At 66.1% G+C, this 26,069-nt stretch carries 28 protein-coding genes; 10 read left to right on the top strand and 18 right to left on the bottom strand.

All coding sequences use genetic code 11. The features are described 5' to 3' along the window. Window positions 1-28: 28 nt before the first annotated feature. Together ACOI2T_RS17155 and ACOI2T_RS17150 are read right to left on the bottom strand one after the other, a co-directional pair. On the bottom strand, window positions 29-277 hold the full coding sequence (locus ACOI2T_RS17155) for a F0F1 ATP synthase subunit C (protein ID WP_067855685.1): 249 nt from the start codon (window positions 275-277) through the stop codon (window positions 29-31). Continuing rightward, complete coding sequence (locus tag ACOI2T_RS17150; protein ID WP_409505791.1) at window positions 277-1,056, bottom strand: MerR family transcriptional regulator; 780 nt, start codon at window positions 1,054-1,056, stop codon at window positions 277-279. Before ACOI2T_RS17150 ends, ACOI2T_RS17155 begins: the two co-directional genes overlap by 1 nt. Before the next feature lie 168 nt (window positions 1,057-1,224). Between ACOI2T_RS17150 and ACOI2T_RS17145 the strand changes: the two genes are divergently transcribed. Continuing rightward, complete coding sequence (locus tag ACOI2T_RS17145) at window positions 1,225-1,881, top strand: hypothetical protein (protein WP_409505790.1); 657 nt, start codon at window positions 1,225-1,227, stop codon at window positions 1,879-1,881. Window positions 1,882-1,904: 23 nt separating this feature from the next. Here the strand turns inward: ACOI2T_RS17145 and ACOI2T_RS17140 are convergent, their stop codons facing one another. Next, complete coding sequence (locus ACOI2T_RS17140) at window positions 1,905-2,303, bottom strand: VOC family protein (protein ID WP_409505789.1); 399 nt, start codon at window positions 2,301-2,303, stop codon at window positions 1,905-1,907. 132 nt (window positions 2,304-2,435) lie between these two features. Continuing rightward, complete coding sequence (locus ACOI2T_RS17135; protein WP_409505788.1) at window positions 2,436-3,401, bottom strand: GlxA family transcriptional regulator; 966 nt, start codon at window positions 3,399-3,401, stop codon at window positions 2,436-2,438. A 97-nt stretch (window positions 3,402-3,498) separates the two neighbouring features. On the opposite strand from ACOI2T_RS17135, the gene ACOI2T_RS17130 reads away from it, so the two are divergent. Next, complete coding sequence (locus ACOI2T_RS17130) at window positions 3,499-3,813, top strand: cupin domain-containing protein (protein ID WP_409505821.1); 315 nt, start codon at window positions 3,499-3,501, stop codon at window positions 3,811-3,813. Between the two features lie 16 nt (window positions 3,814-3,829). Here the strand turns inward: ACOI2T_RS17130 and ACOI2T_RS17125 are convergent, their stop codons facing one another. Both ACOI2T_RS17125 and ACOI2T_RS17120 read right to left on the bottom strand, forming a co-directional pair. Beyond that, window positions 3,830-4,471 (bottom strand): dihydrofolate reductase family protein, encoded by a 642-nt coding sequence (locus ACOI2T_RS17125; RefSeq protein ID WP_409505787.1) that lies wholly within the window; start codon window positions 4,469-4,471, stop codon window positions 3,830-3,832. Between the two features lie 54 nt (window positions 4,472-4,525). Continuing rightward, window positions 4,526-5,911, bottom strand: coding sequence for an NAD(P)/FAD-dependent oxidoreductase (locus ACOI2T_RS17120; protein WP_409505786.1), 1,386 nt, complete (start codon window positions 5,909-5,911; stop codon window positions 4,526-4,528). Between the two features lie 102 nt (window positions 5,912-6,013). Between ACOI2T_RS17120 and ACOI2T_RS17115 the strand changes: the two genes are divergently transcribed. Continuing rightward, a complete protein-coding gene (locus ACOI2T_RS17115) occupies window positions 6,014-6,499 on the top strand; it encodes a carboxymuconolactone decarboxylase family protein (protein ID WP_409505785.1) in 486 nt (161 codons plus the stop codon). 35 nt (window positions 6,500-6,534) lie between these two features. Here the strand turns inward: ACOI2T_RS17115 and ACOI2T_RS17110 are convergent, their stop codons facing one another. Both ACOI2T_RS17110 and ACOI2T_RS17105 read right to left on the bottom strand, forming a co-directional pair. Next, the gene (locus ACOI2T_RS17110; RefSeq protein WP_085150384.1) at window positions 6,535-7,500 is read right to left on the bottom strand and encodes a helix-turn-helix domain-containing protein; all 966 of its coding nucleotides are present in this window, start codon (window positions 7,498-7,500) and stop codon (window positions 6,535-6,537) included. A gap of 278 nt (window positions 7,501-7,778) precedes the next feature. Continuing rightward, window positions 7,779-9,371, bottom strand: a complete 1,593-nt coding sequence (locus tag ACOI2T_RS17105; RefSeq protein ID WP_409505784.1) for a threonine/serine exporter family protein — start codon at window positions 9,369-9,371, stop codon at window positions 7,779-7,781. Window positions 9,372-9,628: 257 nt separating this feature from the next. Between ACOI2T_RS17105 and ACOI2T_RS17100 the strand changes: the two genes are divergently transcribed. The 4 genes from ACOI2T_RS17100 (at window position 9,629) to ACOI2T_RS17085 (ending at window position 14,342) form a co-directional block, all read left to right on the top strand. Further along, the gene (locus tag ACOI2T_RS17100) at window positions 9,629-10,069 is read left to right on the top strand and encodes a Fur family transcriptional regulator (protein WP_085150635.1); all 441 of its coding nucleotides are present in this window, start codon (window positions 9,629-9,631) and stop codon (window positions 10,067-10,069) included. A 39-nt stretch (window positions 10,070-10,108) separates the two neighbouring features. Further along, window positions 10,109-12,355 carry a catalase/peroxidase HPI gene (katG, locus tag ACOI2T_RS17095; RefSeq protein ID WP_409505783.1) on the top strand — a complete coding sequence of 749 codons (2,247 nt, stop codon included), beginning with the start codon at window positions 10,109-10,111 and terminating at the stop codon, window positions 12,353-12,355. A gap of 115 nt (window positions 12,356-12,470) precedes the next feature. Next, entirely contained in the window at window positions 12,471-13,544 is a 1,074-nt protein-coding gene (locus ACOI2T_RS17090) for an NAD-dependent epimerase/dehydratase family protein (protein ID WP_409505782.1), read from the top strand. 132 nt (window positions 13,545-13,676) lie between these two features. Next, window positions 13,677-14,342 carry a nitroreductase gene (locus ACOI2T_RS17085; RefSeq protein ID WP_409505781.1) on the top strand — a complete coding sequence of 222 codons (666 nt, stop codon included), beginning with the start codon at window positions 13,677-13,679 and terminating at the stop codon, window positions 14,340-14,342. 25 nt (window positions 14,343-14,367) lie between these two features. Here the strand turns inward: ACOI2T_RS17085 and ACOI2T_RS17080 are convergent, their stop codons facing one another. From ACOI2T_RS17080 to ACOI2T_RS17065, 4 genes are all read right to left on the bottom strand, one after another. Beyond that, on the bottom strand, window positions 14,368-15,402 hold the full coding sequence (locus ACOI2T_RS17080; protein ID WP_409505780.1) for a DUF2278 family protein: 1,035 nt from the start codon (window positions 15,400-15,402) through the stop codon (window positions 14,368-14,370). Window positions 15,403-15,569: 167 nt separating this feature from the next. Further along, window positions 15,570-16,001 carry a type II toxin-antitoxin system Rv0910 family toxin gene (locus ACOI2T_RS17075; RefSeq protein WP_409505779.1) on the bottom strand — a complete coding sequence of 144 codons (432 nt, stop codon included), beginning with the start codon at window positions 15,999-16,001 and terminating at the stop codon, window positions 15,570-15,572. Between the two features lie 48 nt (window positions 16,002-16,049). Then, a complete protein-coding gene (locus ACOI2T_RS17070; protein WP_409505778.1) occupies window positions 16,050-17,063 on the bottom strand; it encodes an alcohol dehydrogenase catalytic domain-containing protein in 1,014 nt (337 codons plus the stop codon). An 85-nt stretch (window positions 17,064-17,148) separates the two neighbouring features. Then, a complete protein-coding gene (locus ACOI2T_RS17065) occupies window positions 17,149-17,805 on the bottom strand; it encodes a maleylpyruvate isomerase N-terminal domain-containing protein (protein WP_409505777.1) in 657 nt (218 codons plus the stop codon). 247 nt (window positions 17,806-18,052) lie between these two features. On the opposite strand from ACOI2T_RS17065, the gene ACOI2T_RS17060 reads away from it, so the two are divergent. After that, window positions 18,053-19,555: a SulP family inorganic anion transporter gene (locus ACOI2T_RS17060; protein ID WP_409505820.1), complete on the top strand. Its 1,503-nt coding sequence runs from the start codon at window positions 18,053-18,055 to the stop codon at window positions 19,553-19,555. Between the two features lie 9 nt (window positions 19,556-19,564). After that, entirely contained in the window at window positions 19,565-19,969 is a 405-nt protein-coding gene (locus tag ACOI2T_RS17055) for a MerR family transcriptional regulator (protein WP_409505776.1), read from the top strand. Between the two features lie 12 nt (window positions 19,970-19,981). On the opposite strand, the gene cynS is transcribed toward ACOI2T_RS17055, so the two are convergent. The 4 genes from cynS to ACOI2T_RS17035 all read right to left on the bottom strand — a co-directional run bounded on the left by cynS (window position 19,982) and on the right by ACOI2T_RS17035 (window position 23,989). Then, entirely contained in the window at window positions 19,982-20,437 is a 456-nt protein-coding gene (cynS, locus tag ACOI2T_RS17050; protein WP_409505775.1) for a cyanase, read from the bottom strand. A gap of 18 nt (window positions 20,438-20,455) precedes the next feature. Continuing rightward, the gene (locus ACOI2T_RS17045) at window positions 20,456-21,310 is read right to left on the bottom strand and encodes a formate/nitrite transporter family protein (RefSeq protein WP_409505774.1); all 855 of its coding nucleotides are present in this window, start codon (window positions 21,308-21,310) and stop codon (window positions 20,456-20,458) included. Between the two features lie 215 nt (window positions 21,311-21,525). Continuing rightward, window positions 21,526-23,361, bottom strand: a complete 1,836-nt coding sequence (locus ACOI2T_RS17040) for a fatty acyl-AMP ligase (RefSeq protein WP_409505773.1) — start codon at window positions 23,359-23,361, stop codon at window positions 21,526-21,528. 28 nt (window positions 23,362-23,389) lie between these two features. Further along, a complete protein-coding gene (locus ACOI2T_RS17035) occupies window positions 23,390-23,989 on the bottom strand; it encodes a TetR/AcrR family transcriptional regulator (protein WP_409505772.1) in 600 nt (199 codons plus the stop codon). A 30-nt stretch (window positions 23,990-24,019) separates the two neighbouring features. Here ACOI2T_RS17035 and ACOI2T_RS17030 point away from each other — a divergent pair, with 30 nt between their 5' ends. Further along, window positions 24,020-25,246 carry a saccharopine dehydrogenase family protein gene (locus ACOI2T_RS17030; RefSeq protein ID WP_409505771.1) on the top strand — a complete coding sequence of 409 codons (1,227 nt, stop codon included), beginning with the start codon at window positions 24,020-24,022 and terminating at the stop codon, window positions 25,244-25,246. On the opposite strand, the gene ACOI2T_RS17025 is transcribed toward ACOI2T_RS17030, so the two are convergent. Both ACOI2T_RS17025 and ACOI2T_RS17020 read right to left on the bottom strand, forming a co-directional pair. Beyond that, on the bottom strand, window positions 25,247-25,684 hold the full coding sequence (locus tag ACOI2T_RS17025; RefSeq protein ID WP_409505770.1) for an SRPBCC family protein: 438 nt from the start codon (window positions 25,682-25,684) through the stop codon (window positions 25,247-25,249). Continuing rightward, window positions 25,681-26,013: an ArsR/SmtB family transcription factor gene (locus tag ACOI2T_RS17020; RefSeq protein ID WP_085150402.1), complete on the bottom strand. Its 333-nt coding sequence runs from the start codon at window positions 26,011-26,013 to the stop codon at window positions 25,681-25,683. The genes ACOI2T_RS17025 and ACOI2T_RS17020 overlap by 4 nt, the downstream gene beginning before the upstream one ends. Window positions 26,014-26,069: the final 56 nt, after the last annotated feature.

Here is a 26,069-nt window from a genome sequence, read left to right as displayed (position 1 = left end):
CGCGTCAGTGAGAGGTGGCACGTCGCAGTTACCCGCCGGGCGTCGCGAACACGAACAGCGCCATGAACGCGACGTTGATGAAGAAGGTGGCTTCGACGAGCCCGACGGTGATGAGAAACGGTGTGAAGAGCCGTGATTGCGCCTCCGGTTGCCGTGCGACGCCGGCGATGAACTGAGACCCGGCGATGCCGTCACCGATTCCGGCGCCGATCGCGCCGCCGGCCAGGGTGATGGCTCCGGCCAGTAGTGCGTTACCCATGAGTTCTTCGGTCGCCATCAGTGCTCTCCGTCGTCGAGATGCGTTTCGGCGTAGGCCAGCATCGCGTCCCGCAGGTATTCGGGCAACCGCGCATCCTGTGCCTCGTAGTGGGCGCGAAGTTCCGATGGTTCGTCGAGCGCCTGCGCGAGTTCGATGTAGCCGGCCTTGGTCGGTGTCCATAACTTGCGCTGCAGGGCCAAGTCATCGTCGAGCACCGCGAATGTGCGCGGATCGTCCGCCGCGACACCGGCACGCAGCAGCTCCACCATGCGTTGTTCCACTTGTACGCCTTCACGATTGAAGGCCTCGAAGTCGTCCGAGGACCACTCGGCGATGTTGCGTTTCACCTCCGCCAGTTCGGGCTGGTTCGTCTCACCGGTATGTGCGATCCGGCGTGCTTCGAGTTCGGCTATGTACTCCGGGGTGATCTCGAACCCATCGAAGAACCGTTCGGCGGGCATGTCAGTTCCTTCCTCGAGATGTTTGATCGTGGCGGCGACGGTGGCGGCGAGCCGGTCGATTTCACCGCGCTGTTCCAGAAGTCGTTGGTGATGGCGACGCAATGCGACAACCGGGTCGTCCTCGGCGTCGACGACAGCGCCGATGCTGGCCAGATCGAGGCCCAGCTGACGCAAGAGCAGGATCTGCTGCAGCCGCAACAGCTGTTCCCGCTCGTAATAGCGGTATCCGTTCGCACCGATCCGAGCCGGATTCAGCAATCCGATCTGGTGGTAGTACCGCAATGTCCGCGAGGACACCGAGGACATCCGGGCAACCTGCTGGATCGACCAACTCATGAGATCCACGCTAAAAGCTGACGCAACGTCAATGTCAAGATCTGCTCAGAACGGTCCGTACGGATCGCCCGATTTGGATCGGTAGCGGTCGCAACGCGATTCACTTGTACACACGCGGACGGACGCCGCACAGCAATCCTTGGGCACCAGGAGTACTCGATGAACACGATGACGCGCCAGGCCGGCATCGGCCTGGCCTCACTGATCGGGGCGACAGCCCTGGCCGGGTGCTCGGCGGGCACGCCGGATGCCGAGCCGCCGGTAGCGCCCACGGTCAGCGCGCCACCGGCGAGTGCCGGTACGCCGGCGCCCGTGGCCGATTGCGCCACCAATCCGTCGACCGCGCCGGTGCCGAGCGTCGAGCCCTACGGAACGGTACCGGATGCGGCACGAATATCGTTGACAATCAAAGGTATTCCGTCCCATACGGTCACCGCGGGCGGCCCACCGACCGAAGTCGAAGTGACGCTGTGCAACGACTCGGCCATTGCCTATCCGCAGGTCGGCGTGGTCCTGGTACTCAGCCACTGCAGCTGTGCGCCGGGCCCGCTGTCGATTCCCACGGGTTCGGTGGAGCGATTTGACGATGCCGCAGCAAACTGGGTCCCCGTCACGCCCGCCACTGCGGGCACGGGCATGGATTTTGTGGCCGGCTATTCGAACGTGCACGAGTTGCCGAAAGGGAAGACGACCACCATGCGGTACCGGATCGCGCTCGACGCATCGATGACCGCGGGTGAAGGCGGCGTCGAAGCGGTTGCCGTGACGCCGGAGCCGCTCAATCAGATCGGCAGCGCCGAGCTTTCCTTCGCCGTCGTGACCTAGTCCTGTCCCCGAATGCCGGGCCTTCAGTGGACGTACAACTCGAGCTGCATGTTGTCTGGATCGCGGATCACGATGGTCGGTCCGTAGCCGACGTCGATGATCCCGGTATGGACCACGTTCTTGTTCTCGAGATGAGCAACCCACCGTCGCAGCTCGTCGATATCCGCGACCCGAAACGCCAAGTGATCGAGCCCTGTTCGACGCTCGTTGAACGCGCCGACCGCCCCGGTGCCGTCGTGGGTGACCACGGTTAGCGCGACGCCGGACGGGTGCACGAGCGATCGGGTCTCGAAGCTGTCGGCTTGCGTGCGATTCACGAGAACGAAGCCGAACACATCCTGCCACCAGTCCGCCGAGCGGTCGCAGTCGGAAACCGTCAGATCAATGTGTGAGATACCCATGAGGTCCGGCATTGCACGCATGTCGCGAGGCATGTTGGGACCACCCTCTCACCTGTATGAACGTGGCGACGTGACGACTGAAACGTATCTGTGGCCCACATCGCCGGACATGAGTAGTCGGCTACTCGATTCGGATCGGCCGGGCCCAGGCGCTCACGCGCGTTGCTGCCGGAATGCCCGGCGATAAGCGCCCGGTGTGGTGTGTACGGCGGATTGGAAACGGCGTCGGAGATTGGTCGCCGACGACAAGCCCACGCGGATCGCGATCGTATCGACCGGCAGATCGGTCTCTTCCAGCAACGCTCGCGCGGCGTTGATCCGTTGGGTCAGCAGCCATTGACCAGGGCTGGTGCCGAGTTGCTCGATGAACCGACGGGCCAGTGTGCGTGAGGAGACGTGAAGATGATTCGCCATGTCCTCCAAGGTGATCGGCTCATCGAGCCGCCCGCTCACCCAGTCCAGCAGTTCGGCCAGGGACGGTGGCGGAGTCGCCACGGTAGGCGGGGCCGCGTATTGAGCCTGGCCACCTTCGCGGTGTGGCGGCATCACCAAGTGCCGGGCGACGTGTGCCGCGTAGGCCGCCCCGTGGTCCTTGCGGACCAGATGCAGGCACAGGTCGATGCCCGCGCCCGCGCCCGCGCTTGTCGCGACGTCCCCGTCGTCGACGTACAGCACGTCCGGATCGACCTTGATGCGGGGAAATCGTTCTTGCAGCTCGGCTGCCTTGGCCCAGTGGGTGGTCGCCGGTCGATCATCGAGCAGACCGGTCTGGGCGAGTGCGAATGTGCCGGTGCAGATCGTCGCAATGCGGCATCCGCGCTCGTGCGCCCTCGTGAGTGCACGCCGCACATCGGCGGACAGCGGCGCGTTCACCGGTCGCCAACCGGCGATGACGATCGTGTCGGCGGTGTCGAGCGCACCGAGCCCAGCTGAAATCGTCATCGCGTACCCCACCGGCGTCGCCACAACCCCGGGTCGTTCGGTACACACGGTGAGCTCGTAACGAGCCGGATCCGTATCCCGCTGGACGCCGAAAACCTCTGTCACACAAGCAAGCTCGAACGGACCCTGCGGCGGGCTCACCAGCGCCGCCACCCTATGCGCGGTTCGGTCGACCATGGCTAGATAGTACCGGTAGATGTCTATTCAGACACTGGTCATGTCTGCCTGGCCGGACCACCATCGAGGTGTGACAGTGACGAACAACGGCCCGGACATGCCGGGCTATGTCTGGGCCTCGGTCACCGATGCAGGCGTGCGGGAGCTGTTCCCGGGAATTCGGCTGCGCTCGCTGTGGACGGGCGAGGACGGCGCGTCAGCGCATGTCGTCGAGATGGATCCCGGCGCGAGCTGGGTCGGCAAGGACATCCACGAGCCCGGCCCGGAAGAGGTCTACGTCGTCTCCGGGACGTTCAACGACGGCGTGCGCGATTACCCGGAAGGGTCGTTCATCCACGCCCCCGCAGGCTCCTGGCACATCCCCCAAACAGTCACCGGCTGTACGTTATTCGTCTTCTATCCGGAAGGGTGACACCGGCGGGGCACCGTCACCGCCAGAACAGGTGATGCGTCACGCCGCTCGGGCTCGGCACGACGTCGTGGTGGAACCGGTCATCCAATTCTTCGGGCGACTCCCACAGCCGCGACCCGGCGCCGATCTCGATCTGTGACACCGCCACATGGAGGGAGTCGACGAGGTCGGCGTCGAGGAATTGCCGGATGGTGGTCGCCCCGCCGCCGAGCCGCACATCCTTGCCCTGCGCGGCCTGCCGGGCTTGCTCGAGAACGGTGGCCGGGTCACCGTTGACGAAGTGGAATGTCGTGTCGGAGAGCGTGAAAGACGGACGCTCATGGTGGGTCATCACGAAAACCGGAGTGTGGAACGGCGGCTCGTCACCCCACCAGCCCTGCCATTCGTGATCACGCCACGGCCCCCGGTGTGGGCTGAACTTGTTGCGGCCCATGATCTCTGCCCCGATGTTATGGGTGAAGTCCCGCGTGAAGTAGTCGTCGAGGCCGCGACTGCCGCCCGGGTCGGTGCGGTTCGGCCAGCTCGCCGTCGCACCTGCCCACGCGAACATGTCACCCGGATCGGCGTCCCCGAAGGGACGCTCGAAACTCTGGTTGAGGCCGGCGCCGAAACCGTCCCGCGAGACGTTGAAGTTCTGGACTCTGAGCAACTGGGGCACGCATTCCTCCTGATGGGTCGGCGACAACGAGTAGACCTCGCGGCCCGCCGAAACTCATCGCGGCGTTTGATCCGGCGAGCCGGCACCCGGTCCGGACTGAACTTCCGGAGGTGGTGTCGGCGCGTCCCATGCCGACCAGGTGTAGCGCTGCTCGGGCATGGAGTCGCTACCGAGCATGAACGCCCGGTGGTAGCGGCCGGCCCGGGCGATGGTGGCCAACCAGGTGGCGACGGTACTGACACGATTGCGCACCCCGGTGAGGAACGCGATGTGGATGAAGCCCCACGCGAGCCATCCGACGAAACCCGCCACCCGCACGGGCCCGACTTGGAGCAGGGCGTTTCCCCGGCTGATGTATGCCGCCGAACCGAGATCGCGATAGCGATACGGCCGTCGCGGCTTGCCCTCGAGTTCGCGCCGGATGCACGCGGCGACGTGCAGCCCGCCCTGCATTGCGTTTTCGGCGACTCCCGGCAGCTTGTCGCGTCCCACCAGATCACCGACGACGAAGACCTCGGGATGTCCGGGGACCGACAGATCGGGATCGACTTCGATGCGGCCGGATCGATCGGATTTGGCTCCCAGCACCTCGGCGATGTGCCGGGCGAACGGCACCGCCTCGACGCCTGCCGTCCACAGGACGGTTCGTGCCGCGTGGACTTCGTCGGGGCCGCCCGCCTTCGGCGACACCGTCACCCCGTCGCGCCGAACATCGGTGACGTGCACACCCATGCGCATCTCCACGCCGAGCTTCTGCAGCGTGCGAGTCGCTTTCTCCGCCAGATCAGGCGCGAAGCTCTTCAGGACCCGGTCCCCGCCATCGCACAACAACACCCTGGCTTCTTCTGGCTCGATGCTGTGGAACTCGTTGGCCAGCGTTCGAGTCGCCATTTCGCGGATCTGTCCGGCCAACTCGACCCCGGTGGGGCCGCCGCCGGCGACCACGAACGTGAGCCAGGCATCGCGGTCGGGTCCGGGCGGCAGCGTCTCGGCGATCTCGAACGCGGTGAACAACCGCTGGCGGATGCTCAGCGCATCGTCAAGGGTTTTCATACCCGGTGCCCACGCCGCGAACTGAGCGTTGTTGAAATAGGACTGCTGCATGCCTGCGGCGATGACGAGCACGTCGTAGTCAAGGGTGAAAGTCGTTTCATCGGGCCGTCGTGCGGTGACCGTACGCGCCCCGGGATCGAGTTCGACCGCCTCACCGAGCAGTGTTCGCACATTGCGGTGGCGCGCGAACTCCTCACGCAGCGGACGGCTGATGTGCCCGATACTCAGTGTCCCGGTTGCGCACTGGTACAGCAGGGGCTGGAAGAGATGGCCCGCCGCACGATCGAGCAGTGTCACGTCGACGTCGACGCGGCCGAGTCGGCGCGCGCAGAACAGACCGCCGAATCCCCCACCGATGATCAGCACTTTCATGCGTCCGTTGCTCATCGATACGAGGCTAGTACGCGAGTCGCGGGAGAAAGCGGTGTCACAGCGGTGCGCCCTGCTGCATCTCATGGTCGTCCACGTCACCACAAGGAGGAGAAATCCATGGATGCCCGACTCAATTTTCTCGCCACAGACCTCGCGGCCCAGTTCAGCAAGCGGTTCCACGGTGTCGGTCTGGTACTCGACCAATCGACGTTGCCCAAGGCCACCCGGGAATTGGTCAGCCTCCGGGCCAGTCAGATCAACGGATGTGCGATGTGCACCGACATGCACACCAAAGAGGCGGCGGCAGCAGGCGAATCCGCGGTGCGCCTCAACCTGGTGGCTGTCTGGCGGGAGGCCACGGTGTTCACCGAAGCCGAGCGGTCCGCGCTCGCGCTCACCGAGGAAGCGACCAGGATCGCCGATGCTTCGCACGGCGTGTCCGATGAGACCTGGTCGGAGGTACGCAGGCATTACGACGACGAGCAGCTCGCCGCACTGATCTGCCAGATCGCGCTCATCAACGCGGCCAACCGGATGAACGTGATAGTCCGCACCCCGGCGGGCTCATACGAGGCCGGAATGCTGGCGAGCATGTCGCGGTAGTCGACGCGATGGCCTAGGCCGCACGTCGTGCCGGCCTAGGCCCCCGCGAAGCAGTTGCGGTAATCGCTCGGCGTGGTGTGCAGCTGGCGGACGAAGTGGTGGCGGTACGTCACCGCGGATTCGAAGCCCACCCGGGTGGCGATCTGCTCGATCGACAGCGAAGACGATTCCAGCAGCGCAAGACTCGCCTGGATGCGCTGTTCGATGAGCCACTTGATCGGCGTGGTGCCCGTTGCTTTCGCGAACTGGCGCAGATAAGTGCGCCGCGACAGTGCCGATTGGGAAGCCAAGTCGTCCAGAGCAATTGGCGAATCCAGATGGCTCAGTGCCCACTCCATGCTCGCGGCGATCCGCCCGTCGGCCGCCGGCTCGGGCACCGGACTGTCGATGTACTGGGCCTGTCCGCCGGCGCGATGTGGCGAGATCACCAACCGCCGGGCGATGTCGTTGGCGACGCGCACGCCGTGATCTGACCGCACGATGTGCAAACACAGATCCAGCCCGGCCGCACAGCCCGCGCTCGTGAGCACGCCACCACCATCGACATAGAGCGGAGCCGGATCGACATCGATCTCTGGGTACTTCTGTTGGAGGAGATCCACGTAGATCCAGTGCGTCGTGGCCTGCCGGCCGTCGAGTACACCCGCGGCCGCCAGTGCGAATGCTCCGGAACAGATCGACACCAGCCGCGCGCCTCGATCGTGGGCCGCTCGGATCGCATCGGTCAACGCCGGCGACAGCGGTTCGGTCACGTCTCGAACACTCGGGATTATCACCGTGTCGGCGGTCGCCAAATCGGACAGCCCATACCCGGCATGCACCGTGGCGCCGCCGATCATGCGTACGTCCGGGGTCTCGGCACACAACTTGATCGAGTACCACGGCCGTGGGATGTCTGCTGAGAACCTGCCGGACAGTTCGGTGATCCCGAAGATCTCGGCTGCCAGACCGGACTCGAAACCCGACATTCCGTCATAGGCGAGGATTGCCACCTCATGCATGTCACTATCTTAAAGAATGACGGCTCTAGTGCCACTGTTTGATGCCGCGACGCCGGGCGACGATCGAGTCATGTTTTATCGACGCACATCCCGATGGAACCGATTGCGCCAGCGACCCGGCTTCCGGCTCATTGCGGCGCTCATAAGCGGAGTCCACGCGGCCAACGGCATCGCACACGGCGTGCAACCGCCACCGCAGTCACCGGTTCGCGCATCGAATCCGCGTGCCGGTTCAAGGGCTGAAACCGTTGCCCCACAGGGTTGTTAGCCGCCGCGCGTTACCGCTCTTCGTCGTGCCCCGGCGAGTCCTGCGGCGGGTCGTTGGCACTCGCGGTATCCGGTTCGTCATCCGGCGCGGGCTCCAATGCGACGCTTCGTGACCGGGGCCTGGCGGTGCCGGTCAACTGGGGACCGTCGGCCGGCCGCAGCCGCACCACCCGGCCCACCGCCCGGCGCAGACCCGGCGGTCCCTCGATCCGGAAGAAGTCGCCGATCCGCCCGGCCCCGTAACGCAACGGGGAGCCGAGCAACTCGCCCATCACCACGCCGGCGCCAAGGGCCAGCGCGGTCGCCGCTGCCGCCAACAGCTGGGCCAGACCGTCGTCGAAGCGGTCGTCGACCGCGAAGTAGAACACCGCGCGAAAGACCGCCATACCCGGCAGCATCGGCGTGATGCCGGCGGTCGAGGTCACCAGAGCGGGCGCCTGCCTGCGGATCGAGATCAGCGTGGCGAACAAGCCGACGCCCACGGCGGCGATACCGGTCGCGACAACCTGGCCGAAGCCGGCCGCTCCTAGACCGATGAGCACCAATTCGGCGAGACCGGCCGCGAGCCCGGCGGGGATCACCGAGCGCAGTGGGGCGTAACTGGCGATCGTGAGACATACGCCTGCCAAAGTCGCGCCCACGACCGCTAGCGCTATCGGCAATGGCCGGTGCGGCGTCACGAAGGTCTCGGTCGCGTCGACATGGAGCTGTATCTCGATGCCTGCCACCGTCGCGATCTGCAGGCCCGCCAGGATGCCGACGACGATGCCCGCCGTCATGAACAGCGCGTCACTGAGCCGCGCGACCGCGGTGATCATGTGTCCGGTGAGGGCGTCCTGCATCGAGCCCACCAAGGTCAGACCGGACAGCAGCATGACGATCCCGGTGGCGACGAGCGCGGTCAGCCCCTCGCCGGTGAACAGGTACGCGGCCACCGCGACCAGGGTCGCGAGCGCTGCGCCGACCACGTTCTGGAAAAAGAACGGAGTCCCCATCCGGTTGAGCACCCGGCCCACTCGATCGATGGCCGCCGACGTCACGGCGGCCACCAGACACGTCAGCCAGCTGCCACCGAGGAGCATCGCGATTCCGAGCGCGAACCCCGCCCACCCGGCGGTGGCCAACCAGCGCGGGTACGGATGAGGCCGCTCGGTCAGCTCGTCCATGGCTTCGTGCGCCTGCTCGACCACGACGCCACCGGTCGTGATGTCGCGGACCAGCCGGTCGAGTTCGGCAAGGCGCGTGTAATCCGTCGATCGCGTGCGCACCGCCCGCATGATGGTCACCGGTGGGCTGTCGGCGGTCGGCAACGCCGACACGATGATCGTGGTGAACGTGATGTCGACGACGCAGTCGGTGAGCTGGTACGCCTGGGCCACGTCCTGGGCCGTCGCGACGACATCCGCGGTACCCGAACCCGACGACAACATCACCTCGGCGAGCCGGATGGTGAGGTCGAGAACCTTCCTCGTGTGCAGGTCACCCATCCCGGCGGAATTGCGGCTCCGCTGGCCGGCAACGGGGGCCGGGTCGCGCTGCCCGCGCAGCGCGACCCGCAGACCACGACGGAAGCGGGCGGATCCGCCCGACAAATCTTGCGCCATCGACAAGCACGATACTGAGGCACGTCGCGAACCCGTATCCCACGCGCCGCATCGCTTCGATCTCGTTGTTTTGCAACGTCTTTCGACAAAGCCATGTCGACGCCGCATAACTTGATCGAGTTTGGGTAACCAGTTCGGGCATGACGCCGCGATCGCACGGTCGGCTGTGGTCAGCCGCTGCCCAGATCCCGCACGACATCGGCTCGATCGACGACAAACACTTGACTGCGTCCAAATCTGCGCGTGTTATTGGCGATATGCCCACCAGGGCGGAGTTCGAAGCTCAACTGCGTACGAGCGACCTACGGGTCACGCGCCCCCGGGTCGCTGTGCTCGAGGCCGTACACGCGCGTCCCCACGCCGACACCGAAACACTCTTCCTGGCAGTGCGGGACAGCCTGCCCAAAGTCTCGCGTCAGGCCGTCTACGACGTCCTACACGCACTGACCACGGCCGGGCTCATCCGGCGAATCCAACCGTCGGGGACGACCGCGCGTTATGAGTCCCGGGTCGGAGACAACCACCACCACGTCGTGTGCCGCGGTTGCGGGTCCATCGCCGACATCGACTGCGCCGTCGGTGAAGCACCCTGTCTCACCCCCGCCGACGACGACAACGCCCTGGATGGCTTCGTCCTCGACGAGGCCGAAGTCATCTACTGGGGTCTGTGCCGGGAGTGTTCGGCGACAGGCCCTTGATCACAGCCCGTTACACCAACCACCCGGAAGGATTTTGCTGTGTCATCCGATACCTCCGATAGCCGCCCGCCGACCCCGGACACCAAGACCGCAAGCACGAGCGAGAGCGAAAACCCGGCCATCCCCTCGCCGACGCCGAAGGCGCACGCTCCACTGACGAACCAGGACTGGTGGCCCGATCAGATCGACGTGACACGGCTCCACCCGCACGCACCTCAATCGAACCCACTCGGCGACGACTTCGATTACCGCAAAGAGTTCGCCAAGCTCGACGTCGACGCGCTCAAGGCCGATCTCATGGCGCTCATGACGCAGTCACAGGACTGGTGGCCGGCCGACTACGGCCATTACGGCGGCCTGTTCATCCGGATGAGCTGGCATGCGGCAGGCACGTACCGCATTTTCGACGGCCGCGGCGGCGGCGGTCAGGGCATGCAGCGGTTCGCGCCACTCAACAGCTGGCCGGACAACGTGAGCCTGGACAAGGCGCGCCGGCTGCTGTGGCCGATCAAGCAGAAATACGGCAACAAGATCTCGTGGGCGGATCTGTTGGTATTCACCGGAAACGTCGCCTTGGAGTCGATGGGATTCCAAACCTTCGGGTTCGGCTTCGGCCGCGAAGACGTCTGGGAGCCAGAGGAAATCCTGTTCGGTGAAGAGGACACCTGGCTGGGCACCGACAAGCGCTATTCCGGCGGCGAGCGCTCGCTCGCCGAACCGTACGGCGCGACCACCATGGGTCTGATCTATGTCAACCCCGAGGGCCCGGAGGGCGAGCCCGATCCCCTCGCGGCCGCACACGACATCCGCGAGACGTTCGGCCGGATGGCGATGAACGACGAGGAAACCGCTGCGCTGATCGTCGGCGGTCACACGTTCGGCAAGACCCACGGTGCCGGCGACGCCGACCTCGTCGGGCCCGAACCCGAGGCGGCCCCGATCGAACAACAGGGCCTCGGCTGGAAGAGCTCCTATGGCAGCGGCAAAGGCAAGGATGCGATCACCAGTGGGCTGGAGGTCGTCTGGACGCCGACACCGACGAAGTGGGACAACAGCTTCCTCGAAACCCTGTACGGATACGAGTGGGAGCTGACCAAGAGCCCGGCCGGGGCCTGGCAGTTCACCGCGAAGGACGGTGCGGGCGCGGGCACGATCCCCGACCCGTTCGACGGGCCCGGCCGCGCGCCGACCATGCTCGTCACCGACGTCTCGATGCGAGTCGATCCGATCTACGGACAGATCACGCGCCGCTGGCTCGAGCACCCCGAAGAGCTGTCCGAGGCGTTCGCCAAGGCCTGGTACAAGCTGTTGCACCGCGACATGGGCCCGATCTCGCGCTACCTGGGCCCGTGGATACCCGAGCCCCAGCTGTGGCAGGACCCGGTTCCGGCCGTCGACCATGAACTGGTCGACGATCAAGACATCGCGGCATTGAAGGCCAAGGTGCTCGACTCGGGTCTGTCGGTGCCCCAACTCGTGAAGACCGCGTGGTCGTCGGCGGCGAGCTACCGCAACACCGACAAACGCGGCGGCGCCAACGGGGCCCGGCTTCGCCTTGAGCCTCAGAAGAACTGGGAGGTCAACGAGCCTGCCGAGCTCGCGAAGGTACTGCCGGTGCTGGAACGGATCCAGCACGACTTCAACGGCTCAGCGTCCGGTGGCAAGAAGATCTCCTTGGCCGATCTCATCGTGCTGGCCGGCTCGGCAGCCGTCGAGAAGGCCGCCAGAGACGCGGGGCATGACGTCACGGTGCCGTTCACTCCCGGCCGCACCGATGCGACCCAAGAGAACACCGATGTGGATTCCTTCGCGGTGCTCGAACCGCGAGCCGACGGTTTCCGCAATTACGTGCGTCCCGGCGAGAAGGCGCCGCTGGAGAAACTCCTGCTCGAGCGCGCCTATTTCCTGGGCGTCACCGGTCCGCAATTGGCCGTGCTCATCGGCGGCCTGCGCGCGCTCGGTGCCAATCACGGCGGCAGCAAGCACGGCGTGTTCACCGATCGCCCAGGGGTGTTGACCAACGACTTCTTCGTCAACCTGCTCGACATGGGGACGGAGTGGAAGGCGTCGGAGACCGCGGAGAATGTGTACGAGGGCTTCGACCGGGTTTCGGGAGCACCGAAGTGGACCGCGACCGCGAACGACCTTGTCTTCGGCTCACATTCGGTGTTGCGCGCCGTCGCCGAGGTGTACGCGCAATCGGATGCCGGCGAACGCTTCGTCGCCGACTTCGTGAAGGCGTGGACCAAGGTCATGAACAACGACCGATTCGACGTCAAGCAATAGCGTCACCTGTCAGCGCGGCCGACACCCCGGTGTCGGCCGCGTTGTCTTCGCGTATCGGCGGCCGAATCGGGTACTCACAGCTACCAGCGAGCAGCGATGACGGAGCGTGATCGAGATGCGGGTAGTGGTGGTCGGCGCGACCGGCAATGTGGGCAGCAGCGTGGTCGAGGTTCTGGCAGCCGATGAACAAGTGGACTCGATCGTCGGGATCGCGCGTCGCCGGCCGACCTGGCAGCCACCGAAGACGACGTGGGTTCAAGCGGATGTCTCCCGCGATGACCTCGACGGTCAGTTCGCGGGCGCGGACGCGGTGATTCATCTCGCGTGGATCTTCCAGCCGACTCACGACGAGCTCGCGACGTGGCGCAACAACGTCCTCGGCAGCATTCGCGTGTTCGACGCGGTCGCGCGAGCAGGCGTCCCCGTGTTGGTGTACGCGTCCTCAGTCGGTGCGTACTCCCCCGGCCCCGACGACGTCGGCGTCGGCGTCGGCGTCGGCGTCGACGAATCATGGCCCACCCATGCGCTTCCCACTGCTGCGTACGGACGCGAGAAGTCGTATCTGGAACGCGTGCTCGACGGCTACGAGCGTGATCACGCCGATATCCGCGTGGCCCGCATGCGGCCGGGATTCATCTTCAAGCGCGAGGCGGCAACCGAACAGCGGCGCCTGTTCGGCGGTCCGTTGGTGCCCACCAGCTTGATCCGCCCGGCGCTGTTGCCGGTGGTCCCCGACCTGCCGGGCTTTCGCTTGCAGGCGCTGCATTCGCGCGACGCCGCGCATGCTTACCGACTGGCGCTCATCCGTCCCGTGCACGGCGCATTCAACCTCGCGGCCGAGCCAGTGCTCGACGCACACACGCTGGGCGAGATCCTCGGCGCACGACCGATCAAGTTGCCGATCCCGCCGATCAGGGCGGCCGTGGCGGCGGCGTGGAATCTTCATCTGCTGCCGGCCAGCCCGACACTCGTCGACCTCGCCCTTAGCCTGCCGGTCATGGACACGGCACGAGCCCGCAGCGAGCTCGGCTGGACGCCGACAATTTCGTCGCTCGACACCATTCGCGAATTTCTCGAAGGGCTGCGCGACGGGAGCGGGATGGATACACCTCCGCTCGATCCGAAAGCCGGTGGCAGATTTCGGTACAGGGAACTGGCAACCGGCGTCGGGCAACGCGCGCGGATGTAGCGGCCGCCATTCGCCGCCAGTAGCGCTCATCGACCACGAACACTCAAGGGTCCACGGTCCGTCGCGTGGCTTCATGCTGAATCTGCGGCCCGGGACCGCCGGGCAGCCCTACGGGGAGCCTTGGAGGCGGGCATGGACGTGTACGAAGCGGTTACGACTCGGCGGGCGGTGCGTGGTTTCACCGATCGGCCCGTCTCCAAGGACGTGCTGGCACGGGTGCTGACCGCCGCCGCGTGGTCACCCTCAAGCTCCAACACCCAACCCTGGAACATCTACGTCGTCACCGGCGCACCCCTGGCCGAACTCAAGAAACGCGCCACCGAACGCGTCGCCACCGGCGCCGACTGGGATGAACGCGAATACACCATGTACCCGCACGACATGCCCGCGCCCTACCGCGACCGCCGCGCCGCCTTCGGCAAAGAACGCTACAGCGCCCTCGGCGTCGCCCGCGACGACTGGGAAGCCCGCCAACGCGCCGCCATCGCCAACTGGGACTGCTTTGGCGCCCCCGCCGCCCTGTTCTGCTACATCGACCGCAACCTCGGCCCCGCCCAATGGGCCGACACCGGCATGTACCTGCAGACCGTCATGCTGCTGCTGCGCGCCGAAGGACTGCACAGCTGCCCCCAGATGGCGTGGTCGCAAGTTCGCCAGACCGTCGCCGACGTGCTGTCTCCTCCGGACAACCTCATGCTCTTCTGCGGCATGTCCATCGGCTACGAAGACCCCACCGTCCCCTACATCCGCACCGGCCGCGCACCCCTCGACGAAACCGTCACGTTCGTCGACGGCTAGCAGTGAAAACTGCTGGGCGCGAACGTCATCGCTGAAAGCGCACGTACCGGTCGACGGACGCCGCATCGGCCGCGGAGTAGGTGACGCTGTCGACCTGGTTGCCCTGATCGTCGACCAGCAGCAGGTTGCCGCCGCTGTTGCCGAGTTGCACACCCGTGCCGTCGAGGACGACGACCGCCGACGTACCGCCGACCAGCGTGACATCCAGCTTGGTCTCCCGGCCATTGCGGTCGACGATCCGCCAGCCGTGCAACGGCGTCGCAGTGGTCGCAAAACTGCCGATGACAATCGATTCCGCACCGGGATCGGCACCCGCCGGATTGATCAGGGCCCGTTCCAAGTAGGCCGGCGCCGCTGCCGCCGGTGTGGGCACTCCCGGTTGACCGGTGATCAGCCGCGACAGCGGTTGCGCGCCGGGAGCCGCGGCGCCGGCCGCATCGGTCGGCACGCGCTGCGTCTGAAAAGCCAAGAACAGCCCCACGATTCGGTCCGGGAATGCCAGCAGCAGGCCGCCGTCGTGGAATGCACCGTTGTCGCCGGCGTGGGTGCCGACGTTGCCCTGGTTCATGTGGATGTCGTGGATCCCGTGTAAGCCGTCGGTGTTGCCGAATTCGGCGTCGATCGGCTTGTTCAGATTGCGGTCGAATTTGGCGCCGAATGCGTACAGCTCGCCGGTGGCAGCTTTGCACTGGTTGAGGTAGAGGACCAGCAGATCTTGGAGGTCATCGGCGTTGGCGTTGCCACTGGGCGGAAGGGCACGACCAAGCGTGAAGTCGAACATCGGCGCCTTCACGTAGTCGAGTGACGCTGTCGAAGTGGCAGGCCGCACCGTGAAGCCCGACGCCAGGCCGGACAGACCGCCCAGGACGGGATGGCCGACGAGCGGGTCCACGACCCAGAACACCACTTCGCTGCCGTCGTTGGATTGCACGTTGACCGCGACACGCCATGGCTGCCCGGAGTCGTCGATCGCCCGGATCTGGAGATGCGGGGTGGAATCGTCATCCTCGCGGACGAACCGATCGGGCCGAGCTCGTAGCACACCATAGTTGAGCGCCATGGCCGTATCCCTTCTCGTCTTCATGTGACTCGAACGGGCACAATGGATTCCGCTGAGCCCACCACGACCGTATCGAGACAGCGTCGCTCAGGCACGCGTAGCCGACTACCCGAAATCCGGGCGCGCTTCGATCGATACCGGGCAACCGTTCCCGTCGTCGCCCGCCCTCAGGCGTAGAGCGTTTCGAACTGCTTGATCGAGCGCTCGATGTCGCCCTTGACCGCGCGGGCGGCGACCGATCCGATGGGCCCGAACAGCGGTGGACCACCTAAGTCGATGGTCACGGCGAACGCACATCCCGACGCCGTGGGCTTCACCTTCATCTTCAGTCCGTACTTGGTCCCGCCTACGCCCTTACCGGTGACTTCGAGCAGTTGCGGCGGGTCGATCTTCTGCACCGTCCACGTGACGCGGTTGCGCATACCCTTGGCGCCCGCGACGCCGACGAGCGTTGTGCCGACAGTCAGCTCCGTCGGCACGTCACTACGCCAGCCCTCATGCATCACCAACCAGTCGCCGAGCCCCTCGAGATTCGACGCGTGTTCCCATGCGCTCTCCGGACTGATCGGCAGTTCGCGAGTGAGCTCCAGCTTGGCCATGCGTTGGATGCTAATGCCGCGACATCCGCGTATCACCGAGGGTCGCAATCAGGTTGTCAGCACCATGCGGTAGCGGGCACGACCCTCCTCCATGGCGGCGTACGCGTCGGCCGCGTCCGCGAGCGGTCGCTCTTCGATCATCGCGCGCACGCCCGACACCACCGCGAAGCGCATCGTCTCTTCGACGTCGCGTGCGGTACCCGACGGATGCCCGGAAATGCTCAGCGCGGGCTGGATCAGTTGCGCCGGACTGATGGCCAGCGGGTCGGTCGCAACGCCGACGGCGACCAGTTCGCCGCGCGGCGCCAGCCCGCCCACGGTGTCGGCCATGGCTTGCGAGTTGCCTGCGGTCGCCAGCACCACCGCGGCACCACCGAGCTTTTGCAGCTGCGCACTGACGTCCTCGGCTCTGGAGTCGATGTAGTGACGCGCACCGAGGGCCCGGGCGTCGGCTTCCTTGTCGCGGCCGCGCGCGATGGCGACCGTGTCGAAACCCATTGCGTTGGCGAACTGCACGCCGAGGTGGCCCAGGCCGCCCACCCCGAGCACCGCCACCAGATCACCGGGCAGGGCATGCGTGTGCCGAAGCGCGTTGTAGGTGGTCACGCCGGCACAGCCCATCGGGGCGGCTTCGGCGAACGAGAGTTCGTCGGGGATCCTGGCCAGCGCATTGGCCGGGGCGGTCACCGATTCCGCATAGCCGCCCGGGTAATGCAAGCTGGGGATCTGTCCGTTCTCGCAGTGGATGAACAACCCCTTGCGGCACGGGATGCACTTGCCGCAGGCACCGCCGAACCAGCCGATCGCCACCCGGTCCCCCACCGCGAATTCGTCTACGCCGGGCCCAGTTTCGGCGACGGTCCCGGCGATCTCATGACCGGGCGTGAGCGGAAAGCTGACGCCGGGAAAACCACCGTTGACGATGGCGCGGTCGGTACCGCACACGCCGCACGCGGCGACGGCGACGCGAACCTGGCCCCGTTCGGGCGGAACGGTCTGCGCGTCAGCCAGTTCCAAGTCGCCACCGGTGGACTGGACGTGAACCGCTCGATGAGTAGACATGGGCATCCTTACCGTCGCCGTCGATGTACTCAGTCATCTTCATCCGCGAATCGCCACCTGGCTAGGTGGTGCGTCAGCCACGGTTTCAACCGAGGATCAGGGGAAGCCTCGCGGCCAGCTCACCCAGCGCGGACACTTCCGTCGCGGTCGGTGCACGCCGGCCGGTGCCCACCAGCAAGGCGTCCGTGTCGGACAACGAGGCGGGAAAGCGCGCCCCGGCGATCTCCTCCAACATCCTGCGCGACTCGGCGAGCCCGGCCGCCGGTGGCGGCCCGGCCGCCGGGAGATGCGCCACGAGATCGAGGTGGTGCAGTGTCCACTCCATGACGTAGGCCCGCAGATACTCGCCCACCTCGAACACCTCGTCGCGCGTGCCGACCCGCAGATCGGGATCGGCGAGCACCGCCGCGCGCCCCGCAGCCGCGCCGAGGTCGTCCAGGTGGAACTTGAGCAGCCACGGCTCTTCGTAAGCCGCGGCGAGCCGCACGGTCACCGCATCGAGCGGATCATCACCGGACGGCGGTGTCGACGAAACCTCCCAGTAGGTCACCGCGTTGCGTGTCGGTTCCCGGTCGGTCGGTGTCACCAGGGTGATGAGGATGTCCTGCGCGTCGATGATCAGATGACACACCAGATCTCGCACGAGCCAGCCCGCACACCCCGATGGTCGCGCGAAGTCCTCGTCCGCGAGGCCGGCCACCGCCGTACGCAGCGCCGCCCACGACTCCGAAAACAGGTCCACCACCGCAAGCTAGCAGCGCGCCCCACGCGGTGTGCGCTTGCGCACAGTTTGCGGGCGCCGATTTGGTGTACAACTCTCCCCTTTGGGTAGAGTTGCGGTCCGGCACCAGGAGTTTGTGGCCGTTTGTCGCACGGATGCCGAGTGGCCGGTGAAAACCGTTCCCGGGAAACGCCTTTCGCGCAATGACGCGCTATCTGGCAAGAGATCGATCTCGCTGCGCTCGCAGCGGCAGAACGGAGTTGTGGTGGTGGCGCTGCCCGGGACGACGAACCCGCGTGAGGAACAATCGGTGCTGTCTGCCTTGAAGACCCCGCGGCGGTTGCGAACAGAGGTGCTTGCCGGGCTCGTGGTGGCCCTGGCGCTGATTCCCGAGGCGATCTCGTTTTCGATCATCGCCGGCGTGGACCCGCGCGTCGGCCTTTTCGCGTCGTTTACGATGGCCGTCACCATTGCGATCGTCGGTGGCAGGCCCGCCATGATCTCGGCGGCGACCGGCGCGGTGGCGCTCGTCGTGGCGCCACTCGTGCACAGTCACGGGCTCGACTACCTCATCGCCGCCGTCATCCTCGCCGGCGTGCTGCAGTTGGTGCTCGGCGGCCTCGGTGTGGCGAAGCTGATGCGGTTTGTCCCCAGGAGCGTCATGGTGGGCTTTGTCAACGCACTTGCGATCCTCATCTTCATCTCGCAGCTGCCGCACCTTCTCGGCGTGCCCTGGTTGGTGTATCCGCTCGTCGTGGTCGGCATCGCGATCATCGTGGTGCTTCCCAAACTGACCACCGTGATTCCGGCGCCACTCGTCGCGATCGTCCTGCTGACCGCCGCCTGCTTGGGATTCGGATGGTCGGTGCCGAATGTCGGCGATGAAGGTGACCTTCCGTCGAGCCTGCCTGCGCTGTTGTTTCCCGACGTACCGCTCACCCTGAACACATTGGCGGTGATCGCGCCCTACGCGCTGACCATGGCCGTCGTTGGACTCCTGGAATCGTTGATGACCGCAAAGCTGGTCGACGACATCACCGACACCCACTCGAACAAGTCCCGTGAGGCTCTCGGGCAGGGTGTGGCCAACATCGTCACCGGCTTCTTCGGCGGCATGGGCGGTTGCGCGATGATCGGCCAGACCATGATCAACGTCAAGGCGTGCGGCGCGCGGACCCGGATCTCGACCTTCCTGGCCGGAGCCCTACTGCTCGGACTGGTCGTCGGCCTTGGCGACATCGTCGCCCAGATCCCGATGGCCGCTCTCGTCGCAGTCATGATCATGGTTTCGGTCGCGACGCTGGATTGGCACAGTGTCAATCCGAAGACCTTGCGGCGCATGCCGAAAAGCGAGACGGCTGTCATGGCCGCAACCGTCGCGGTGACCGTGGCCACCCATAATCTCGCCTACGGTGTCGTGGTCGGCACGCTGGCCGCGATGGTGCTGTTCGCGCGGCGGGTCGCTCACCTGACCGATGTCGTCGAGGTGGCTCACCCAGACGCGGACACCCGGGTCTACGCGGTCAAGGGTGAGCTGTTCTTCGCCTCCAGCAACGACCTCGTCTACCAGTTCGACTATGCCGGTGATCCGGAGAACATCGTCATCGACATGAGCGAGGCGCACATCTGGGATGCCTCGACCGTTGCCACCCTGGACGCCATCACCACCAAGTACGCGGCCAAGGGAAAGAATGTCACCATCATCGGCATGAATGACAACAGCGCCGAACGTCACCGCAGGCTCAGCGGTCGCCTTGCCGCGGCGCACTAGGCCGAGTGCATGACGACCGGCGACCCGAAGGAAGAGCGCCTGCAGATCGGCGAGGTGGCGGCACGCACCGAGCTCTCGATCAAGACCATCCGGCATTACGACGAGGTGGGACTGGTCACGCCGTCGGCTCGGTCCGCCGGCGGCTTTCGGTTGTACACGGCCGCCGACGTCGACCGCCTGCTCGCGATCCGCCGCATGAAACCACTCGGTTTCACCCTCGATGAGATGCGCGAACTGCTCGCCGCCCTCGAAACGGTGCATGCGCCTGCCGCGTCGAAAAGCGAACGCGCACAGGCCCTTACCTACCTGGCCGAATGTCACGCCCGTGCGCGCGAAGCGTGCGACAAGCTCAGCCGGCAACTCTCCTACGCACGCGAGCTGACCGCTCAACTCGCCGACTACCGCAACGAGTGAGGCGGCACGCGCTCAGTTTTCGACCGCCGTCCAGTCATATGGCAAGAACTTGCCGTCGAACGTGACGACCACCCGGTCGCCGGCGGGGTGCGGCTTGCGTTGCACGTCGAGACTGAAGTTGATCGCGCTCATGATGCCGTCCCCGAACTGCTCGTGTATGAGTTCCTTGACCGCACCGCCGTAGACCTGGAGCGCTTCGTAGAAGCGGTATATGGTCGGATCGGTCGGTACTGCCGTCGGCAGGCCGCCACGCATCGGTACCGCCGCGAGAATCGGGATCGCCGATTCGTCCAGACCCAGCATGTCGACGATCACCTTGCCGCACTCGGCAGGTACCGGATGCTGGCCGAGCAGCGCGGCGACCGTCCACACCACCGGTTTGTCGATCGCGTCGGCCAACTCCTGCCAGGTGAGCCCCTTGAGCAGCCGGGCCGCGACGATTTCGGCTGTTATCTCGTCTCTTGTCATCTGCTCAGCATGCCCCAGTCACGCGTTGGCTTCAGCGGGGAGCTTGAACTCCTCGGGCGCCGCAGGCCGGTTCCAGTCGCTGCCGGTCCTGGCATGCGTCGCATAGAGGGTCAGACCGACGAACGCCAAGCCGCCGACGAGATTGCCTATCAGTGTTGGGATCTCGTTCCAGATCAGATAGTCGGCGACCGAGAAGTCACCGCCGAGCATCAGACCGGACGGGAACAGGAACATGTTGACGATGGAGTGTTCGAACCCCATGTAGAAGAACAGCATGATGGGCATCCACATCGCAATCACCTTGCCCGACACCGAGGTCGACATCATCGCGGCCACGACGCCGGTGGACACCATCCAGTTGCACAACACCCCGCGAATGAACAGTGTCAGCATGCCTGCCGCGCCATGCTCGGCGTAACCGACCGTCCGGCTTGAACCGATCTCCCCGAGCCGCTGGCCCACCTCGTTCGGGTCGACGGTGAATCCGTAGGTGAGGATGACGGCCATCATCACCGCGACGGTGAACGCGCCGGCGAAGTTACCGACGAACACCAACGACCAGTTCCGCAGCATCGAGCGCACGGTGACGCCGCGCCGTTTGTCCAGCAGCGCGAGCGGAACGAGGGTGAAAACACCTGTCAGAAGGTCGAATCCGAGAAGGTAGAGCATGCAGAAGCCGACCGGGAACAACACCGCGCCGAGCAGCGGATTGCCCGTCTGCACGGTGATGGTGACCGCGAACGCCGCCGCCAGCGCGAGAATCGCACCGGCCATGTAAGCGCGGATCACGGTGTCCCGGGTGGACATGAATGCCTTGTTCTCGCCGGCATCGATCATCTTCGTGACGAACTCGGGCGGATTGACATACGACACGGTCAGCGTCCTTCCTGCTCATACGTGCGCGAAGCTGATCGCTCCCGACGTGCACAGCTGGCTCACGGTCGGTGGACCTGCTCACATAGGTGCTGCGCCAGTCTGGCAACCGGTTGTGTCATGAATGTGAATCGGCTGACAGGATCACGTCACATCCTCTTCACTCCCGCCGGACGCCGATTGTGAGCAGTCGCCGGTCGCAGCGACACGCCGCGTCAGTGTGTGCCCAGCGTCCCGTCGAGGTATTGGGAACGGCAGGCCCGCCGCGCCAACTTGCCGCTCGTGGTGCGCGGTATCGCCCCGGCCGGGAGGAAGCGCACCTCGCGGACCGTCAGCCCGTGTCGATTGGCGACCTCGGCTTCGATGGCCGATATCGCCGGGGCGGGGTCGGCACGCCCGGTGCCCGCTGCGCGTTCGGCGATCACCACGAGCTGTGCACCGTCGTCGGCGGGTACGGAGAAGGCCGCGACGTAGCCGCGACGCACCAGCGACGACGCATCGGCGACCGTGGCCTCGATGTCGTGCGGGTAGTGGTTGCGGCCGCCGATCACCACCAGATCCGCGATCCGCCCCGTGACATAGAGTTCGCGGTCGAGGTAGACACCGAGGTCGCCCGTGCGCAACCAGGTGGCGTCAGGGGGCGAGCCGTCGGCGTGGCCGCCCGTCGAGAGTCGGGAACGCAATACCGCGCCGAACGTCTTCCGTGTTTCGTCGGGCCGGCCCCAGTATCCGCGGCCAATGTTGTTGCCGTGCAGCCAGATCTCCCCCACGGCGCCGTCGGGAAGTTCCTCGGCGCGATCAGGATCGACGATCACCGCCCACTGGCTGCGGGCGACCTGGCCGCACGACACATGGGCAACCGCACCGACCGCGTCGGCCGCTACCGGCACCGCGTGCCCTTCGGCGAGTCGCTGGCGGTCGAAGTAGACCACCGATGCCTGCGCGGCGGGAGCGATCGTCGAGACGAACAGGGTGGCCTCGGCGATGCCGTACGAGGGTTTGAACGCGGTCGGCGGCAAGCCGTAGGGCGCGAACGCCTTGTTGAACGTCGCGATCGCGGTGGGGCTGACCGGTTCCGAACCGATGATGAGCACCACGTTGCTGAGGTCGACGTCCGCGCCCTGGTCCGGCACCCCGCGCTGAGCCGCCCACTCGTAGGCGAAGTTCGGCGCCGCGGTGATCACCCGGCCGTACCGCGACTCCGCCGACAACGCCTGAATCCAGCGCTGCGGCCGACGCACGAACGCCGTGGGCGACATCAGCGTCGAGTGCCCGCCATAGACGGCCGGGAAACCGATCATCGAAAGGCCCATGTCGTGGTAGAGCGGTAACCAGCTGAGGCCGTGGGTGTTTCGGTTCAGCAAGTCGATCGAGAGGATCATCTGCAGCAAGTTCGTACCGACCGCCCGGTGGGTGATCTCGACACCGACCGGGGGCCGCGTCGAACCCGAGGTGTACTGCAGATGCGATACGTCGTCGACGTCGACGGTTACCGGCTCGAACGCCTCGCCGACGGCGTCGGGGATTTCGTCGATGATGACGACTTGCGGGCGCCGGCCGGCAGGCAATTTCGTCAGGAAGTCCTGCACCGCCGTGTTGGCGGCCGCGGTGGTCAGGATCGTGCTGGGCTGTGCGTCGCCGAGCGCGGTTTCGAGCCGCTCGGCGTGGCCCTGTAGCTCCGGGGCGAACAGTGGTACCGCGATCGTCCCGGCCTTGATGGCGGCGAAGAAGCCCACAACGTAGTCAAGGCCCTGCGGCGCGAGGATGGCGACTCGGTCACCGCGTTCGGCGACCCGCTGCAGGTGCGCGCCGACGGCGCGCAGCCGGACCCCCAGTTGGCTCCACGTCAGCTCGACGGGTTCGCCCTCGGAATGGCTGTAGTCGAGATACCGGTAGGCCACCGAGTCGCCCACGTTGTCGACATTGCGGTCGATGAGAGATATCAGGGTGGTGCCCGGCGGCAGCACGATGCCGCCGGCGGCATCGAGGCAGTCCTCGATGCGCAGCAGGCCGGTCGGAGCCTCGTATTCATCGCGGGAGGCGCTATCCATGACCGCAGTTTAGGTCGCGGCGCGGCACTCAGATCGGACCGGACAGGCCGGCAAGGATCGCGCGCGCGACGCGCCGTCCGTGGGCCTCGCGGTCGGGACCGGTGACGTCCTGAAGGTGAAATGCCCAGTGCGCCTCGAAAAGACAGGCCAAACCGTACGCGGCAGCGCCGATCGCCTCCCGGTGGGCCGTGGGGTACTCGTCGGCCAGCTGCTGCTCAAGATCGGGCAGCCACCGTCCGGTCCACAGTTCGCGCAGCCGGTCGCGCACCTGGTGATCGCGTGCGGCCAGCGCCACCAACTCATTCCATACGACCAGATCGTCGCGGCTGCGGTAGGCGCCTGGCGCGAACATCGCCTCGATCCGGCGTGACACCGGCAGATCGCTGTCGGCGCGCAGCATTCCGGTGCCGTAGGCGGCGACGGCTTCGTCGACGAACGCCCGCAGCAGACCGTCGCGAGTGCCGAAATAGTGCAAGACCAGAGTGCGCTGCAGCCCCGCTTCTGCGGCCACCATCGACAGAGTGGTACTGGCCAGGCCTTCGCGCGCGACCACCACGGCGGTCGCCCTGAGAATCTCGGCGATCCGCTCCGGCGCCTTGCTCGGCCGCCCGACTTTGTTTACTGTCATGACAGTCAGCTTATAGGGCGGGGGCAGCAGATGCGGGTATTGGCGCTCGGCGGTGCGGGTGAGATGGGGACGGCGGCGGTGCGCGTGTTGGCCGACGACCCGAGGGTGAGTCGCCTCGTCGTGGCCGATCGCGACGAGCAACGCGCCTCGGCGGTCGCGATGGCGCTGGGCGGCAAGGCGTCAGCACGCAAAGTGGACGTGACCGACCGGGCAACGCTGTTCGATGCGATGCGCGATTGCGATCTCGTGGTCAACACCGTCGGCCCGTTCTACCGGTTCGGCGCACCGGTGCTGGCCGCGGCGATCGAGGCGGGGCGCGACTACGTCGACATCTGTGACGATCCGCAACCCACACTGGACATGTTGGCGATGGACGGGCGCGCACGAGCGGCCGGCGTGACCGCCTTACTGGGCATCGGCGCGAGCCCGGGAATCGCGAATCTGCTCGCGGTCGTGGCCGGGCGCGAGCTGGACTGCGTTGACTCGTTGCTGACGGGATGGAACATCGGCGAAGCGCAGCCCGACCCGACCACCCATGCCGAGGCCAGTGCGGCGCTTCTGCACGGCATCCGCCAGATCACCGGCACCATTCCGCTGACCCGCGATGGCGCGCTCGCGTACGAGCCCGCCCTGCAGCGGGTCCGGTTCACCTATCCCGGCATCGGCCCCGGCGAAGGCCGCAGCTTCGGCCATCCGGAGGCCGTGACGTTGCCGCGGGCGTTCCCGGAGCTGCGCGACAGTACCAACATCGTCGTCGGCAACCGTGCCGCGCTGGCCGGCCTGTCATTGCTGCGAGCGGCCGTCGACCGCGGGATTCTGTCGCCGAATCGTGCTGCGCGCCTGGCCGGTTGGGCCGAACGGCACTTTCCCGCCAATCCGGTAGACATCATCACCCCCGGCGGCATGCCACCGCTGTTCGCGATCGCCGCCGGCCGACGCGACGGCAGGCCGGCCTCGGCAGCCACTGCCCTTGCCCAGATTCCGGGGCTCTCGATGGCGGCGAACACCGGCATACCGCTTGCCGTCGCGGTGCCGATGGTCGCGGACGCGGCGCGACCCGGAGTCCACACTCCTGAGAGCCTGCTCGAACCAGACGCGTTCTTCAGTGCACTCGCCCCACACTGCATCGGGCACCCCGCCGCCACGGCAATGACGGCGACCACCCGCTCATGGGACAGCAAGGAATCCGCCGCCGATGCGTTGAACACCTCGCTGCTCACCGCGTTCCTAGCGCCGCCCACCCGCGCCGGGTTTTGATCACCCGCGCGCGAGTACCGCGGCCAACTGCTCGAAGGTGAGTGTCCAACCGCTGTGGAAGTTCTCGAATTCCTCTGGCGGCAGCAGGGAATGCTCGATCGACATCAGAGTCTCCTCGTCGCCGACCGGCTCGAACGCGACATCGACGACGCTGACGGCAGTGGGATCTGCCCAGTCCGAATTGCTCCACGTGAACCGCAGCGCGCGCGGACGGTCGATCGCCAGGAATTGGCCGGTGATGAGAACGCTTGTGCCTGAATCGTCGACGTCGAAACTGACCTTCCCACCGACGTGAGGCTCAATCGTGATGGCCACGCAGCGCACCGGGCGCGGACACATCCAGTCGGCCAATGACTCCGGATCGAGCCATTGGTCGAACACCACGTGCGGTGGGGCGGGCATGACGCGCTGAACGTGCACCGTCGCCGCGTCGGTCATCCGGATTGCCCCTTTCGCCGCAGCCGCGCCGCGAGCGCGTCCGCTCGTGTCGACCAGAAGTCCGTCTGTTCGTTGATCCATTGCTGCGCCATCGTCAATCCATCCGGTTTCAGAGACAACCAGTGCTCGCGGCCGCGGATCTCGCGTTGCACGAGCCCTGCCGATTCCAACACCCCGATGTGGCGGGAAACGCCGGCAAATGTCATGGGCAGCGGGGCGGCCAGATCGCTGATGCGGGCATCGCCCTCGCGCAGAGTCTTCAAAAGCCAGCGTCGGGTCGGATCGGCTAGTGCCGAATACGCCCGGTCCAACACCTGATCTTCAACCACATTGTTGACTATAGCGGGGCGCATGTGTTGTGCTGGAGACAGTTATTAAACGGATC

This window comes from Mycolicibacterium wolinskyi str. Jessa 2025, assembly GCF_049241375.1.
Taxonomy (GTDB): Bacteria; Actinomycetota; Actinomycetes; order Mycobacteriales; family Mycobacteriaceae; genus Mycobacterium; species Mycobacterium wolinskyi.
This window is presented reverse-complemented; position numbering and strand designations above follow the sequence as displayed.

What these genes read in the sequence shown, in the direction of transcription:
- ACOI2T_RS17085 (WP_409505781.1), top strand. Translation starts at nt 13,677, where the DNA reads ATGGACGTGTACGAAGCGGTTACGACTCGGCGGGCGGTGCGTGGTTTC.
- ACOI2T_RS17070 (WP_409505778.1), bottom strand. Translation starts at nt 17,063, where the DNA reads ATGTCTACTCATCGAGCGGTTCACGTCCAGTCCACCGGTGGCGACTTG.
- ACOI2T_RS17040 (WP_409505773.1), bottom strand. Translation starts at nt 23,361, where the DNA reads ATGGATAGCGCCTCCCGCGATGAATACGAGGCTCCGACCGGCCTGCTG.
- ACOI2T_RS17100 (WP_085150635.1), top strand. Translation starts at nt 9,629, where the DNA reads ATGCCCACCAGGGCGGAGTTCGAAGCTCAACTGCGTACGAGCGACCTA.
- ACOI2T_RS17145 (WP_409505790.1), top strand. Translation starts at nt 1,225, where the DNA reads ATGACGCGCCAGGCCGGCATCGGCCTGGCCTCACTGATCGGGGCGACA.
- ACOI2T_RS17135 (WP_409505788.1), bottom strand. Translation starts at nt 3,401, where the DNA reads ATGGTCGACCGAACCGCGCATAGGGTGGCGGCGCTGGTGAGCCCGCCG.
- cynS (WP_409505775.1), bottom strand. Translation starts at nt 20,437, where the DNA reads ATGACAAGAGACGAGATAACAGCCGAAATCGTCGCGGCCCGGCTGCTC.
- ACOI2T_RS17075 (WP_409505779.1), bottom strand. Translation starts at nt 16,001, where the DNA reads ATGGCCAAGCTGGAGCTCACTCGCGAACTGCCGATCAGTCCGGAGAGC.
- ACOI2T_RS17150 (WP_409505791.1), bottom strand. Translation starts at nt 1,056, where the DNA reads ATGAGTTGGTCGATCCAGCAGGTTGCCCGGATGTCCTCGGTGTCCTCG.
- ACOI2T_RS17030 (WP_409505771.1), top strand. Translation starts at nt 24,020, where the DNA reads ATGCGGGTATTGGCGCTCGGCGGTGCGGGTGAGATGGGGACGGCGGCG.
- ACOI2T_RS17140 (WP_409505789.1), bottom strand. Translation starts at nt 2,303, where the DNA reads ATGCGTGCAATGCCGGACCTCATGGGTATCTCACACATTGATCTGACG.
- ACOI2T_RS17155 (WP_067855685.1), bottom strand. Translation starts at nt 277, where the DNA reads ATGGCGACCGAAGAACTCATGGGTAACGCACTACTGGCCGGAGCCATC.
- ACOI2T_RS17120 (WP_409505786.1), bottom strand. Translation starts at nt 5,911, where the DNA reads ATGAGCAACGGACGCATGAAAGTGCTGATCATCGGTGGGGGATTCGGC.
- ACOI2T_RS17110 (WP_085150384.1), bottom strand. Translation starts at nt 7,500, where the DNA reads ATGCATGAGGTGGCAATCCTCGCCTATGACGGAATGTCGGGTTTCGAG.
- ACOI2T_RS17115 (WP_409505785.1), top strand. Translation starts at nt 6,014, where the DNA reads ATGGATGCCCGACTCAATTTTCTCGCCACAGACCTCGCGGCCCAGTTC.
- ACOI2T_RS17080 (WP_409505780.1), bottom strand. Translation starts at nt 15,402, where the DNA reads ATGGCGCTCAACTATGGTGTGCTACGAGCTCGGCCCGATCGGTTCGTC.
- ACOI2T_RS17130 (WP_409505821.1), top strand. Translation starts at nt 3,499, where the DNA reads ATGCCGGGCTATGTCTGGGCCTCGGTCACCGATGCAGGCGTGCGGGAG.
- ACOI2T_RS17055 (WP_409505776.1), top strand. Translation starts at nt 19,565, where the DNA reads ATGACGACCGGCGACCCGAAGGAAGAGCGCCTGCAGATCGGCGAGGTG.
- ACOI2T_RS17035 (WP_409505772.1), bottom strand. Translation starts at nt 23,989, where the DNA reads ATGACAGTAAACAAAGTCGGGCGGCCGAGCAAGGCGCCGGAGCGGATC.
- ACOI2T_RS17025 (WP_409505770.1), bottom strand. Translation starts at nt 25,684, where the DNA reads ATGACCGACGCGGCGACGGTGCACGTTCAGCGCGTCATGCCCGCCCCA.
- ACOI2T_RS17090 (WP_409505782.1), top strand. Translation starts at nt 12,471, where the DNA reads ATGCGGGTAGTGGTGGTCGGCGCGACCGGCAATGTGGGCAGCAGCGTG.
- ACOI2T_RS17105 (WP_409505784.1), bottom strand. Translation starts at nt 9,371, where the DNA reads ATGGCGCAAGATTTGTCGGGCGGATCCGCCCGCTTCCGTCGTGGTCTG.